The organism is Aphanizomenon sp. CS-733/32, from assembly GCF_028330045.1.
GTDB lineage: Bacteria > Cyanobacteriota > Cyanobacteriia > Cyanobacteriales > Nostocaceae > Dolichospermum > Dolichospermum gracile.
On record NZ_JAQMSE010000175.1, the window covers coordinates 1 to 12,701 of the forward strand.

Below are 12,701 nucleotides of genomic sequence, written 5' to 3' on the forward strand. Positions count from 1 at the left end.
TATCAAAATCAAGAAACATGGACGTTTTGCTAAAAGTGTTTTTCGTTACGGTTTAGATTATCTGCGTTCTCTTGTTACTGATTTAGATTTGAAATATGACGACTTTCTTCTCTCTCTCAATTTTTTGTCCTGTACTTAGTATTATTTTATCTGTGTTAAAAATAATAACTCTTAAATCTGCAAATAAATCATCAAATTTTGCAAATAGTCAGGTAATGACAATTATTCACTGAAATATATTTTTTGTTAAAATCGCACATCTATCAGAATTTCCTGCCATTCTGAACTATTGTGGGGATTTTCCTCATCATCCTGCCAGTTTTGAGGATTATTCCTGATATATTCTTTAATATTAATTAAATGTGTTTCGTCCCTAATTATAGATTCATAATAATTACGTTGCCAAAAAGGCAGAATTATACCGAATTAAATTAACGCGCCGAGTCACAGAAGATTTAAACCCATTAACAAAAGAACCGAGCGAACCAGACCGTAGGGGCTTACGGCGTAAGCCCTCTTGGTTTAATTTCTTATTGCGTAAATCCTCATGGTTTAATTCCTCAATGCGATCGCCCCTTCCCTGATCTTGATCCTGAATCCAAACAATTCCATGTAAATGATTAGGCATTAAAACCCATTCATCCAATGCAATCTCTTGGCGAATTTCTGATGATTTTAACCATTCTTGAACAACTATTTGACCAATTAGATTTAGTTGCATTTCCCCCCGTTTAACATCACCAAACCAACATTGTTTTTTATAAGTACATATTGTGACAAAATAAGCGCCAGCTTGACCATAATCGTAATGAGGAAGCCGAATTGAACGACGGTGATGCTTTTCGGGATCAAACTTCATAACCAAACCAATAATTGTTAATTTCGTAGGGGCTTACGGTGTAAGCCCTCTTAATTTAAGATTATATACATATATGAGAAGAGGGCGTAATATGGGAAGAGGGCGCGATATGATAAGAAGGCGCAGGCCCTGCGCCCCTACGGGTATTATGGGTTAACCGCTGGTTAGTTGTTTAATATGAGCCGGAAATCTGCCATTTTGTAAAGCTTGGACTGCTGTTCCCGAATCTTGTACCCAAAACTGTCTTCCAAAGCGGACAATTTCTCGGTGATCTCCAGCTTGAACAACACCAATGACAGGTATTCTGGATTTATCTTTATCCCCTGCTTGTGCTTTGAGAATTGTATTCAAACGATGTTGTTCTTCAATTGTTCCTGCTTGTTGTGGACTCAGTTCCACTAAAATCATTTTGACAGTTTCGACAGTTTCTGCGTCTTCAAGAATAAATTGCACTTGATCATCACGGCGATCTATCTTACCCCAGATAATCAATCTGGCATCAACTTCGAGGAGAGTACTAATGCGTTCATATGTTTTAGGAAAAACCACCGCTTCCGAGGCAGCAGATAAATCTTCAACTTGGAGAATTGCCATAGAATCACCTTTTTTGGTGACAACCTTTTTAACATTATTCAACATTACTACCGCACAAAGGATAGCATCATCTTTTTGTTCTGCTAATTGTGCTAAATTAATAGGTGCGAGGACTGAGGATGATTGTCTGATAGATTTAAGAGGATGATCTGAGAGATAAAATCCTAATAATTCCTTTTCCATTCTCAATTTTTCTTGAGGTGGTAAATCATTGACAGGGGGAGCTTTTGGTGCAGATTCATGAGCATTTTTTTGAGGTTGATTATTCCCTGCCAATCCCCCTCCTAATAAATCAAATATATTACCCTGTCCACTAGCTTTGTCTCTAGCGCGGGATTGCGCCCACTCATAAACTAATTCTAAATCATGAATTAATTGGTTGCGATTAGGTTCAATTTTGTCAAAAGCACCGCAATTAATGAGTGATTCTAATGTGCGGCGATTCATGGCCCGTAAATCCACGCGATCGCAAAAATCCGCCAAAGATGTAAATGGGACTAATTCTCCTGATTCTTCCCTCGCTTCCAAAATTGAGGCGATCGCATTTTGTCCCACATTCCGCACCGCTGAAAATCCAAATAAAATTTTCCCATCTACCGGGGTAAAATCTAATCCAGAGCGATTCACATCTGGTGCATCAATCACAATCCCCATATTAGAGCAATTATCAAGATACTTCCGCACCTTGTCTGTATCCCCACTATTAGCGGTTAACAACGCCGCCATATATTCCAATGGGTAATTTGCCTTTAAATATGATGTTTGATAAGTTACATAAGCGTAAGCTGTAGAGTGGGATTTATTGAAACAATTGGCAGCAATAAAACCATTTTTAATCACAAAGTTATGGTCATTTTCGACACCAATATCATAAACATTAGCTTGACCCACATAAGTACGAGAAATTATTTTAACCATATTACTTATTTTTGCAAAACTTGTTTATTTACAGCTTAATAATCATTATCAGCTACACAGATACCCTTACATTTAATACCATTTGTTGCAGTGCGTTGACAATGGGGACAGAGAACCTCTTCCTTTTCTGTTTCTGGATTTATCTCTATATCAGTGCTTGTCTGGATCTGATCTTTGTCTGTTTGGAGTTTGTCATTCATAGTAAAATAACCAAAATGTGTAACGCATTCAACATTTGCGCCTTATAATTAACAATTATGTCCCTAACTGAAGAAATTCTTTCCCAACTTCCAGGCGATGTTCTAGACGGTTTACGAATTGCTGACAGTATATTAGCATCTCTAAGAAGAGATAACACACCCATACCCAACGTAGTTACAGAAAATCCCGAAAATTTAGACTGTGTAGAATTCGATGTCATTATCTGCGGTGGAACTTTGGGAATTTTAATTGCTTCTGCTTTAGCTGTGGGAGGTGTGCGCGTAGCGTTGTTAGAAAGGGGAATTTTACGGGGAAGAGAACAAGAATGGAATATTTCTCGCCAAGAGTTAGAAGTGTTTCGGGAATTGGAATTACTGACAGCAGCCGAATTAACACAAGCTATCGTCACAGAATATAATCCCGCACGAGTTAAATTTCACGGTGGTACAGAAGTATGGATAGAAGACGTTTTGAATATTGGTGTTAATCCTATTTATCTTCTGGAAACCTTGAAAAACCGCTTTCTTAATATGGGAGGAAAGTTATTTGAAAATACACCATTTAGGGATATTGTAGTTCACCCAAATGGAGTCATCGTCAATAATCAATTGACTGCAAAATTGTTACTAGATGCTATGGGAAATCTTTCTCCAATTAGCCAACAAGCGCGTCAAGGAAAAAAACCAGATGCACTTTGTTTAGTTGTGGGAACTTGTGCGAAAGGATTTGCGGAAAATAATTCCGGTGACTTGTTGTTATCTTTCACAGCTTTGGAAAATCAATGTCAATATTTTTGGGAAGCTTTTCCAGCCAAGGATGGTAGAACCACATATTTATTCACCTATATGGATGCAGATGCACAACGATTGAGTTTGGAGACTTTATTTGACGAATATTTACGCTTGTTACCCGAATATCAAGGTGTGGAAATTAATCGCCTAAATTTTCAACGGGCGTTATTTGGTTTCTTTCCTAGTTATCGTCAAAGTCCCCTGCAAACTCCTTGGAATCGGATTTTACCTGTGGGAGATAGTAGCGGTAATCAATCACCTCTAAGCTTTGGTGGTTTTGGGGCTATGGTACGTCATTTGCAGCGGCTAACTTTAGGAATTGAAGAAGCACTAAAAGTAGATCAATTATCTCTCGAATCTTTAGCAATTCTCCAACCTTATCAACCAAGTTTAAGTGTAACTTGGTTATTTCAAAAAGCCATGAGTGTAGGTGTAAATCAGAAAATTGATCCAAATCAAATTAACGAATTACTCTCCGCTGTATTTTTGCAAATGCAGCAGTTAGGAACACCTGTGTTAAAACCATTTTTACAAGATATTGTCCAATTTAGTGCATTAACAAAAACTTTGTTAAAAACTGGGTTATCCCAACCTTTGTTGGTTGCAAAAATCATTCCCCAAGTTGGTTTATTGAGTTTGTTGGATTGGATGTTACATTATGTTAATTTATGTGTTTATAATGGGTTATTTTTTATGACTCCAGTGATAGAATTATTAGTTAATAATTTATCTATTCAACAACAATATTACTGGCATCGGTTAATAGATAAATGGCAATTTGGTTCTGGCAATGATTATCATGAATAATATGGGACTCCTATTTTATTTTTGATAGCTTGCGTGGCGTAGCCATACAAAACTCGGTTTTTACTTTTGCACTTTAAGTAGGTTGGCGTTGAAAATTGTCGTTATGGCAAGGCAAGAGGCAAGAGTGAAGAGGGTTTGGGCGATTTTACGTTTCTTTACACAGTTTGGTTTTATTGTGTTCACCTACTTATTTAATTCACATTCCTAAGTTTACTACGCGATGGTTAGCGATCGCCGAAGGCATATTTAAGGACTATTTCGTTATTCCAATAGGGGGAAATACTTGTGAACCGTTCTCAGATAGTTGCGATTATTACAGGGGCAATTTCTATTCTACTAGCGATCGCCTACCTAATTGTTGTCCAGATTATTGACTACCGGGATATGAAACCAGCACCCATTAGCCAAGTCAGCCCACCAGTGATAATTGCGGAAACTAATTTCCCTAATTTGCAGCTTGACATAATTGCTAAAGTGTGAATTTAACGGGGGGGTGAAAAATGCCGCCCCCATGTTAGGAGTTTCTCCTGCGGAGACGCTACGCGAACGGAGTTATGATTTTTTCAACCAGATCATCAGGGTTTGAGACTCATATGTGGGGCAGTTTTCCAAAAATTATCTTATGTCGAACTCAGGTTATAGAAAAATACAATCCATAGATTAAAGATAATAGTTACTATTTAATAATTCAATACTTGGAAATATAAGAATTATTTACAGAAAGTATCGCGGATTTATCTAATTAAATGATTTATTTTTGGCACAGATAACGGTAAGCTATTTTTAACAATATTAAATAAAGATAAATTTCCCTTATCTGTAATCACTAGACTGATAGGGATCAGTGCTAGTTGGTGTGTTTTCTTTAAATTTTGCTGCAAACTATAGAGGTAATTGAATGGCTCAGTATTTGCTAGACACCATTTGGCTAATTCCAGTTTATGCTTTAATAGGTGGACTTTTAGCCATACCCTGGTCTCCGGGGATCATTCGCAAAACAGGTCCTCGACCAGCGGGATATGTCAACGTAGTCATGACCTTTTTCTCCTTTTTCCATGCTGTCTTTGCTTTCTTTGCTATTTGGAATCATCCAGCTAAAGAAGTATTTATTCCTTGGTTATCTACAGCAGGTTTACACCTAACCATTAACTTAGAAATTTCTGCGGTCAACCTAGGGGCGTTAATTGTTATTACCGGCTTGAACTTGCTGGCGCAGATATATGCCATTGGTTATATGGAAATGGACTGGGGTTGGGGACGCTTCTTTTCCCTATTGGGATTATTTGAAGCTGGTCTTTGTTCCTTAGTTTTGTGTAACGATTTATTTTTCAGTTATGTAATTCTGGAAATTCTCACCCTGGGAACTTACCTATTAGTAGGTTTGTGGTTTAGTCAACCCTTGGTAGTCACCGGGGCGCGAGATGCTTTTTTGACCAAACGGGTGGGAGACTTGTTTTTGTTAATGGGTGTCTTGGGACTTTGGACACTTTCGGGAACTTGGAATTATACAGAATTAACGGTATGGGCGGCCACAGCCAATGTTAATCCCACAATTATCACCTTAGTATGTTTGGGGTTAATTGCCGGACCGATGGGTAAATGCGCCCAGTTTCCCTTGCATTTATGGTTAGATGAGGCAATGGAGGGACCTGTTCCCAGTACAATTTTACGGAGTTCGGTGGTGGTTGCCAGTGGTGCATGGGTATTAATTAAATTGCAACCTGTGTTTAGTTTATCCCCTGTGGCATCTGCGGTGATAGTGGCGATTGGGGCAGTGACAGCCATTGGTGGGGCATTAATTGCGATCGCTCAAATTGATATTAAACGCTGTTTATCCTATTCTGTCAGTGTGTACATGGGCTTAGTATTTATTGCCGTAGGCACACAGCAAAATGAAGCAGCATTACTATTAGTCATCACCCATGCCCTCGCCGCCGCATTATTAGTCATGAGTACCGGGGGAATCGTTTGGAACAGTGTTACCCAAGATGTTACCCAATTAGGTGGATTATGGTCACGTCGTCCCATGTCCGGGATAGCCTTTATTATCGGCACATTGGGTTTAATCGGTTTTCCCCCTTTAGGTAGTTTTTGGGCATTATTCAAATTAGCTGATGGTTTATGGGCAACACACCCAATTTTAGTCGCCATAGTAATTGTTGTTAATGCCCTAACTGCATTTAGTTTAACTAGAGAATTTGGTTTAATTTTTGGTGGTAAACCCAAACAAATGAGTGAACGTTCTCCTGAAGCTATTTGGTTAATGGTTTTACCAATGATGATTTTATGCGGCTTTGTTTTACATCTACCATTAGTTTTACAAAGTTTATCATTACTTCCCGATTGGGCAACTTTAAATAAAGATGTGGCACTGCTATTAATTTGGTCAAGCATTTTTGGTTGTAGTATTAGCAGCATCATCTACTTGGGCAACATTCCTAAACCAATTCGTTTACCCTGGCAAGGTTTACAAGACTTATTTGCTTACGACTTTTACACCCCTAAACTTTACAAAATTACCATTATTTTCGGCGTTGCCCAACTTTCTAAATTTGCCGATATGCTGGACAGATTTGTAGTAGATGGTATCGTCAACTTTGTGGGTTTATTCTCTCTTTTAGGTGGTGAAGGCTTGAAATATAGCAACACTGGACAAACTCAATCCTATGCCTTAACAGTGCTTTTAGGAGTTGGTGTTTTAGGTGCTTGGGTAACATGGCCTTTTTGGGGAATTCAACTCATGGATTTAATTTTCTAAATATCACTGCCAAATCACCATTTAGTTCTTGTAAATCAATTGGTAAAGGGGAATAATTTATTACCGATTACCAATTAAAAATTACAAATTACCAATTAATAAAATATGTTGAGTGTTTTAATTTGGCTACCAATTATAGCCGCTATAATCATCGGTTTTTATCCAGCAAAAGATGTTCCCGCAAGTCAGATTCGGTTAGTATCTTTAATCGTGACAGGTGTAGTTTTGCTGTGGAATATTTCCATTTTGTTAAAATTTGATATCAGCAATCCAGGGATGCAATTTACAGAATATCTACCTTGGAATGAAACATTGGGTTTAAATTATCAACTAGGAGTTGATGGATTATCAATATTAATGTTGATATTAAATAGCTTCCTCACTTGGATTGCTATTTACAGCAGCGGTAAAGATACAGAACGCCCTCGGTTATTCTATTCCCTGATTTTGTTTATTAGTGGTGGCGTTGCGGGTGCATTCTTATCAGAAAATTTGCTTCTGTTCTTCCTATTCTATGAATTGGAATTAATTCCCTTTTATTTACTAATCTCCATTTGGGGAGGAGAAAAACGAGCCTATGCGGGCATGAAATTCCTGATTTACACAGCCATTTCTGGGGCTTTAATTTTAGCCACATTTTTAGGCATGGTATGGTTAACAGGTTCTCGTAGTTTTGCCTTTGATGCTGTGGTAACTCAAAACATTTCTGCGGGAATGCAATTAGTATTGTTAGCAGGAATAGTTTTAGGTTTTGGTATCAAGATTCCGTTAATTCCTTTCCATACTTGGCTACCAGATGCTTACGTTGAAGCTTCCACACCTATCGCTATTTTGCTAGGGGGAATATTAGCCAAATTGGGAACTTATGGACTATTGCGATTTGGCTTGGGAATGTTTCCTCATGCTTGGCAGATTATCGCCCCAACTTTAGCCATTTGGGGGGCAATTAGCGCGATTTATGGGGCAGTAGTTGCGATCGCTCAAAAAGACATCAAACGCATGGTAGCATATAGTTCTATCGGTCACATGGGCTATATTTTACTAGCAGCAGCCGCCGCCACACCCTTAGCATTAGTTGGCGCAGTCGCTCAAATGTTTAGTCATGGAATTATTCTTGCTATTCTCTTCCATTTAGTCGGCGTTATCGAAACCAAAGTTGGTACAAGAGAATTAGACAAACTGAATGGTTTAATGAGTCCTATTCGCGGTTTACCATTAATTAGTGCCTTGCTAGTTTTAAGTGGCATGGCTAGTGCTGGTATCCCCGGTTTAACAGGTTTCATTGCGGAATTTATTTCCTTTCAAGGCAGTTTTTCTACCTTCCCCATTCCCACGATTTTATGTGTAGTAGCATCTGGTTTAACCGCAGTTTATTTTGTCATTCTTCTCAATCGTACCTGTTTTGGCAAACTGCAAAATAACCTAGCCTACTATCCCAGAGTATTATGGAATGAAAAAGTCCCTGCCCTAATTTTGGCATTCCTAATTATCTTTTTAGGAGTACAACCAGTTTGGTTAGTGCGTTGGAGTGAAACCACAACTACCGCTATGGTAGCGGCAGTTCCCACCACCGCAAAAACCGTAATTGCCTTGAAGTAAGTAGTCGGACAAAATTAAATTCACTCGTTGAGAGAGGGAACTCTTAACTGGGAACAAGGAACAGAAAAATCAAGAAGAAAACTGTTCCGCAATCAAAAAAATTTTATTAACCAACCCAAAAATATTATGGTACAAACTCCAGCTAAACCAAATACAAAAATCCCACCTTCAAAACACGAATTTGCAGAAATTATTCATCGTTTAGAAGCTGGCGGTTCAATGTTGCCAGATACTCCAGAAAACCTCATGCAAATTATCGGTATTTATAAAGCTTATGCTGTACCAATGGATTTCTATTGGCGAGACTTACTTTATATTGCCGAAAGAGTATTTTTAGATCCTTTACCAGCTTTTAAATATTTCTTACCCCCAGAATATTTAGACTTACATAATCACTATGCAGGTGATGACGCTGATTTAAGAATTTGGCGAGGTATAGCTACTGCACACCCAGAACTTTTGGCATTTATGGAAAAAGGTGAAACCATGAAAATGCCAAAGATACTCCATCATTTATTCCATGACAGAATCAACATGGAATTTGCGGAAGCTTGTATGCAAGCTATGTTATGGCATCGTAAAATGTATGCACCAGTTAACCAATTTGATGCCTATTTAGATTCCGAAGAATATAAAGCTAATGCTGATCAAGCCATTAAAGCTTATTTTCGGAAAAATCCCCTGATGTTAGGACTTTATAAGCTGTTTCCCGATATGTTCTTGGAACAGTGCCGGATGATGTCCTATTATTCTAATCTCGGACTTTTCTGGGAAGTCATGGCACCGGTATTTTTTGAAATGTCAGACATTTATGATGAAGGTGGTTTCCAAGGTGTACCCGATGCTATGAATTTCCTTGTTAATGGCATATTTGCGATCGCCGGTCGTCCCATTTATCATCATGTTTATATTGATGGTGAATGTTATGAAATCATCCCCAAGTCTAAAGGTTTTACCTGGTTATACGAAGCCGCATTACCTTATGTGGAAGCTGTTTTTTATCGCACAGCCCCATTTAGAGGTACAAAGTCTTATAATGCTCAAGCAGGACAAGTTCCCGAAGATCAAAAAGACTTCCATTATGGCATTCTTTACGCCGATGTCTTTCCCGTTGGTACAGCAGGCATTCCCCCCACATTATTAATGCAAGATATGTTACACTTTTTGCCTCAATATCTTGTTGATTATTATCAAGAATATTGTCGAGGAGAAGAGGATATTTTGATTCAATTGGGGATTACTTTTCAACGTTCCATGTATAATGTCACATCGGCGGTAATTCAAGCTTTAAGAACTGCCCTTTTGTATCCTTTAGATGATGAAAACCCCAAGCATTTACAAGCAAATCGGGAATTTTTTGAAATGCAGCTAAATCGCTTTACTCGCACTGATTATGGTATGCGTGATGCAGCGAGGTTACGGAACATTCAAACACAGGATTATAGATAAATGGCGTTGCTGATAGCCTGCGTGGCGTAGCCATATTGAGGTATGAAACTCACAAATTTAACCTTTAAAACTCAAACCTCAGTGCGCCTTTGCGTGAGACTAAAATTCGTACCCTGAATCAGCAACGCCTTTTTTTAATACCTCATGTCCTTATCAGTGATTTTTGCAACTACCTTTACCATGATCGTGGTCGTGATTATGTCCATGAGAACAGCCTTGGAGGTTCTGCTGCATGAGGTTTTCACTCATTGGTTTTAAAGACTCATCTACGGCTTTTAAGCCTATCCATGCGTCAATTTTCTCAACATCAAAGCCGACTTCTCTTTTATCCCCTACTTGAATCAAGGGACGACGGATTAATAAGGGATCTCTTAGCATCATGACTAAAGCATTTTCAGCGGTGATGTTTTCAGGATTGACCTCTCCTGATTTTACACTAGGTGCGGCTTTATTGAACCATTCACTGACCGGGCGATCGCCAAAAAATGACCGTAATTTTTCCACTGTCCAAGGTTCTGTTAATAGATTATATGTTACTACTTCATGACCTGCGGCTGTGAGCAAAACTTTTTGCTTTATACCACCTTTACAGCCTGGTTTTTCATAGAAAATTACTCTGGCCATTGCTGTTTCTCCTATGAGGTTATGGTTGGATATTTGGATAGGAAATAATTAACCGCAGATAAATTTATATCCCCGACTTCTAAGATTAATTATCCATTTCTCGACAATATCTAAAAAGAAGTCTGGGATCTTAATCTCTATAATATTCATTAGCATAATCTGTTATTTAGTTTTTTGCCACTACTTTTAAAAGTTTTTAGCACTGTGGTTAATTACGTCAAATTCAAATCTCTGTTTTGGGTTGGTTTCTCCATAAATATTAAATGTTACTGTTGGTTCTTCACCAATGGCTTGCACTTGATGTATTGTTTGCGGTGTAAAACTCACAATATCACCAGGAGATAAATTTATTTCGCCTGTTTTTTCAATTTGGTCAGGAAAATCTGGGTGAGAACTACGTCGCCAAAATGTATTTTTTTCTTGACCTTTTAAGATTGCAACTACTCCCCATGTTCCATGATTATGAATATTAGAACTTGTCCCCGGTACAAATGTTACTGTTTGCACAGTTAGGGGAAATCCTAATTCATCATATAATAGTAAAACAGAGACTCCCGTTTTTGCATCAGGTTGTAAAGATTGACTTTGTACCCAATAGGAATTAATAATTAATCGTCTTACCAACTTTCTAATTTCTGGTAGTCGCGTTGATTCATCTTCGACATTTTTAAGAACATCTTCGACTTCCGTTAAAAAGCGATAGAGACGATAATTATCACGCAATAAATCCCATGATCTTGCTGATTGATAAACTTGATATTCTCCGGTTTCAGCAACAAATAAATCCCGACCGTGCATAATTTTTAAACTATTGACTGTGGAGAACTAGGTAAAAAAATTATAGGAGGAGAGGTTTGAGGCATTTTAGTTACAGGAGTTAGGGGAGATGTAGGCATTCCCGGTAGAATCACAGTATCCTGGGTAGACAATGAGGATATTAGATGGGAATTTGAGTTGAAAGATAACCAATTATTCATGATTCGTAATTTGTTGATTGCTTTGTCATTTGTAGGAGTTTTTTCCTATCCCCAGATTTAATCATCTGCTTCTGGTGGACGAGTTAAAATATCGAGAAGAATACCAGCACCAAAATCATTTTTGTCATCAATACCTTTGATTCTCGTACTAATTTCTTTCGCTTCTTCTATCTTTCCTAGTTTAGCTAATACCAAACCAGAAGCAGCATAAGCAGTTAAGTACAATCTGATTTGATATTCTTCGTGACGGTTAACTAGAATGGGTTTAAGTTCTTGCCAATCATCAGGTAGACTTTCCGCTTTTTTTATTTTAGCGGTTATTTTCTCTGCTGTTGTCAGTGCTAAGACATAATTATTTTTGTAGTAAAAATATCTATAAGCTGCAACTAAAACATCTGTGTTATCTCCTGTTTTAGCTAACGCTTGCTGCATATATTTTGTAGATTCTTCGGTATTTTCCCAAGTCTTTGCCGCTAAGATCAATAATTCTTTGACATCATCTGCTACATCAAACCATGAAAAGCCATTTGTATGAATTTGCATAATAGGTAATTAATTCCATTTGTTCTGGAATATCTGGAATTTATCATATCTACTATTTAACAGGTAAAATTATATTTAGTTAGATAAATTTAATTATTTTATCACTTTGATAAAATCAGAGAAAATGAAGTTTTTCCACAATGTGTAGTATTTGTAGGGTGCTTTACGGCTTTGCCTAACGACCATAGAAGCTGAGAATAATTGTTTGACATTAATTTACGAATTAAGTAGGTGAACACAATAAAACCAAACTGTGTAAAGAAACGTAAAATCGCCCAAACCCTATTCACTCTTGCCTCTTGCCTCTTGCCTCTTGCCTTTTGCCTTGCCATAACTTAATCAACCTGTCCTATCTTGCCTCTTGCCTCTTGCCTTTTGCCTTGCCATAACGACAATTTTTAACGCCAACCTACTTAGGCGATGATAGATGGGAGAATTATGTTCTCTGTACAGGACAAAAAATAGAGAAAAAGCTTGCAAAGGAAACAGAGAAAGGGTTTCATAGAAAGTTACCACACAATCAAAGAAACCCCTATGAACCAGATTAACTTATTACGAGACACACTAAAACCACATTTGGA

11 protein-coding genes and 1 pseudogene are annotated in these 12,701 nt (G+C 37.8%); 6 read left to right on the top strand and 6 right to left on the bottom strand.

The window, feature by feature from the left end; translation table 11 throughout:
- Positions 1–139, top strand: a pseudogene (locus tag PN471_RS23470) (IS4 family transposase); the annotation flags it as partial.
- Positions 140–394: 255 nt separating this feature from the next.
- On the opposite strand, the gene PN471_RS14000 reads toward PN471_RS23470, so the two are convergent.
- The 3 genes from PN471_RS14000 to PN471_RS14010 all read right to left on the bottom strand — a co-directional run bounded on the left by PN471_RS14000 (position 395) and on the right by PN471_RS14010 (position 2,571).
- Positions 395–859, bottom strand: coding sequence for a transposase (locus tag PN471_RS14000; protein ID WP_271777375.1), 465 nt, complete (start codon positions 857–859; stop codon positions 395–397).
- A gap of 153 nt (positions 860–1,012) precedes the next feature.
- Positions 1,013–2,371, bottom strand: coding sequence for a helix-hairpin-helix domain-containing protein (locus PN471_RS14005; protein WP_271777376.1), 1,359 nt, complete (start codon positions 2,369–2,371; stop codon positions 1,013–1,015).
- 35 nt (positions 2,372–2,406) lie between these two features.
- The gene (locus PN471_RS14010; RefSeq protein ID WP_271777377.1) at positions 2,407–2,571 is read right to left on the bottom strand and encodes a hypothetical protein; all 165 of its coding nucleotides are present in this window, start codon (positions 2,569–2,571) and stop codon (positions 2,407–2,409) included.
- A gap of 57 nt (positions 2,572–2,628) precedes the next feature.
- Here PN471_RS14010 and PN471_RS14015 point away from each other — a divergent pair, with 57 nt between their 5' ends.
- The 5 genes from PN471_RS14015 to PN471_RS14035 all read left to right on the top strand — a co-directional run bounded on the left by PN471_RS14015 (position 2,629) and on the right by PN471_RS14035 (position 9,976).
- Positions 2,629–4,170, top strand: coding sequence for an FAD-dependent oxidoreductase (locus PN471_RS14015; RefSeq protein ID WP_271777378.1), 1,542 nt, complete (start codon positions 2,629–2,631; stop codon positions 4,168–4,170).
- Positions 4,171–4,455: 285 nt separating this feature from the next.
- Complete coding sequence (locus PN471_RS14020; RefSeq protein WP_193895855.1) at positions 4,456–4,650, top strand: hypothetical protein; 195 nt, start codon at positions 4,456–4,458, stop codon at positions 4,648–4,650.
- Between the two features lie 418 nt (positions 4,651–5,068).
- Positions 5,069–6,928 (top strand): NAD(P)H-quinone oxidoreductase subunit F, encoded by a 1,860-nt coding sequence (locus tag PN471_RS14025; protein ID WP_271777379.1) that lies wholly within the window; start codon positions 5,069–5,071, stop codon positions 6,926–6,928.
- A gap of 105 nt (positions 6,929–7,033) precedes the next feature.
- The gene (locus PN471_RS14030) at positions 7,034–8,527 is read left to right on the top strand and encodes an NADH-quinone oxidoreductase subunit M (RefSeq protein WP_271777380.1); all 1,494 of its coding nucleotides are present in this window, start codon (positions 7,034–7,036) and stop codon (positions 8,525–8,527) included.
- 126 nt (positions 8,528–8,653) lie between these two features.
- Entirely contained in the window at positions 8,654–9,976 is a 1,323-nt protein-coding gene (locus tag PN471_RS14035; RefSeq protein ID WP_271777381.1) for a CO2 hydration protein, read from the top strand.
- Positions 9,977–10,129: 153 nt separating this feature from the next.
- Here the strand turns inward: PN471_RS14035 and PN471_RS14040 are convergent, their stop codons facing one another.
- The 3 genes from PN471_RS14040 to PN471_RS14050 form a co-directional block, all read right to left on the bottom strand.
- The gene (locus tag PN471_RS14040) at positions 10,130–10,600 is read right to left on the bottom strand and encodes an ArsC/Spx/MgsR family protein (protein ID WP_271777382.1); all 471 of its coding nucleotides are present in this window, start codon (positions 10,598–10,600) and stop codon (positions 10,130–10,132) included.
- A gap of 186 nt (positions 10,601–10,786) precedes the next feature.
- Positions 10,787–11,398, bottom strand: coding sequence for a cupin (locus PN471_RS14045; RefSeq protein ID WP_271777383.1), 612 nt, complete (start codon positions 11,396–11,398; stop codon positions 10,787–10,789).
- Between the two features lie 236 nt (positions 11,399–11,634).
- The gene (locus tag PN471_RS14050; RefSeq protein WP_271777384.1) at positions 11,635–12,120 is read right to left on the bottom strand and encodes a hypothetical protein; all 486 of its coding nucleotides are present in this window, start codon (positions 12,118–12,120) and stop codon (positions 11,635–11,637) included.
- Between the last annotated feature and the right edge of the window lie 581 nt (positions 12,121–12,701).

Coding starts and splice junctions, on each gene's coding strand:
- PN471_RS14000 (WP_271777375.1), bottom strand. CDS start 859: ATGAAGTTTGATCCCGAAAAGCATCACCGTCGTTCAATTCGGCTTCCT.
- PN471_RS14005 (WP_271777376.1), bottom strand. CDS start 2,371: ATGGTTAAAATAATTTCTCGTACTTATGTGGGTCAAGCTAATGTTTAT.
- PN471_RS14010 (WP_271777377.1), bottom strand. CDS start 2,571: ATGAATGACAAACTCCAAACAGACAAAGATCAGATCCAGACAAGCACT.
- PN471_RS14015 (WP_271777378.1), top strand. CDS start 2,629: ATGTCCCTAACTGAAGAAATTCTTTCCCAACTTCCAGGCGATGTTCTA.
- PN471_RS14025 (WP_271777379.1), top strand. CDS start 5,069: ATGGCTCAGTATTTGCTAGACACCATTTGGCTAATTCCAGTTTATGCT.
- PN471_RS14030 (WP_271777380.1), top strand. CDS start 7,034: ATGTTGAGTGTTTTAATTTGGCTACCAATTATAGCCGCTATAATCATC.
- PN471_RS14035 (WP_271777381.1), top strand. CDS start 8,654: ATGGTACAAACTCCAGCTAAACCAAATACAAAAATCCCACCTTCAAAA.
- PN471_RS14040 (WP_271777382.1), bottom strand. CDS start 10,600: ATGGCCAGAGTAATTTTCTATGAAAAACCAGGCTGTAAAGGTGGTATA.
- PN471_RS14045 (WP_271777383.1), bottom strand. CDS start 11,398: ATGCACGGTCGGGATTTATTTGTTGCTGAAACCGGAGAATATCAAGTT.
- PN471_RS14050 (WP_271777384.1), bottom strand. CDS start 12,120: ATGCAAATTCATACAAATGGCTTTTCATGGTTTGATGTAGCAGATGAT.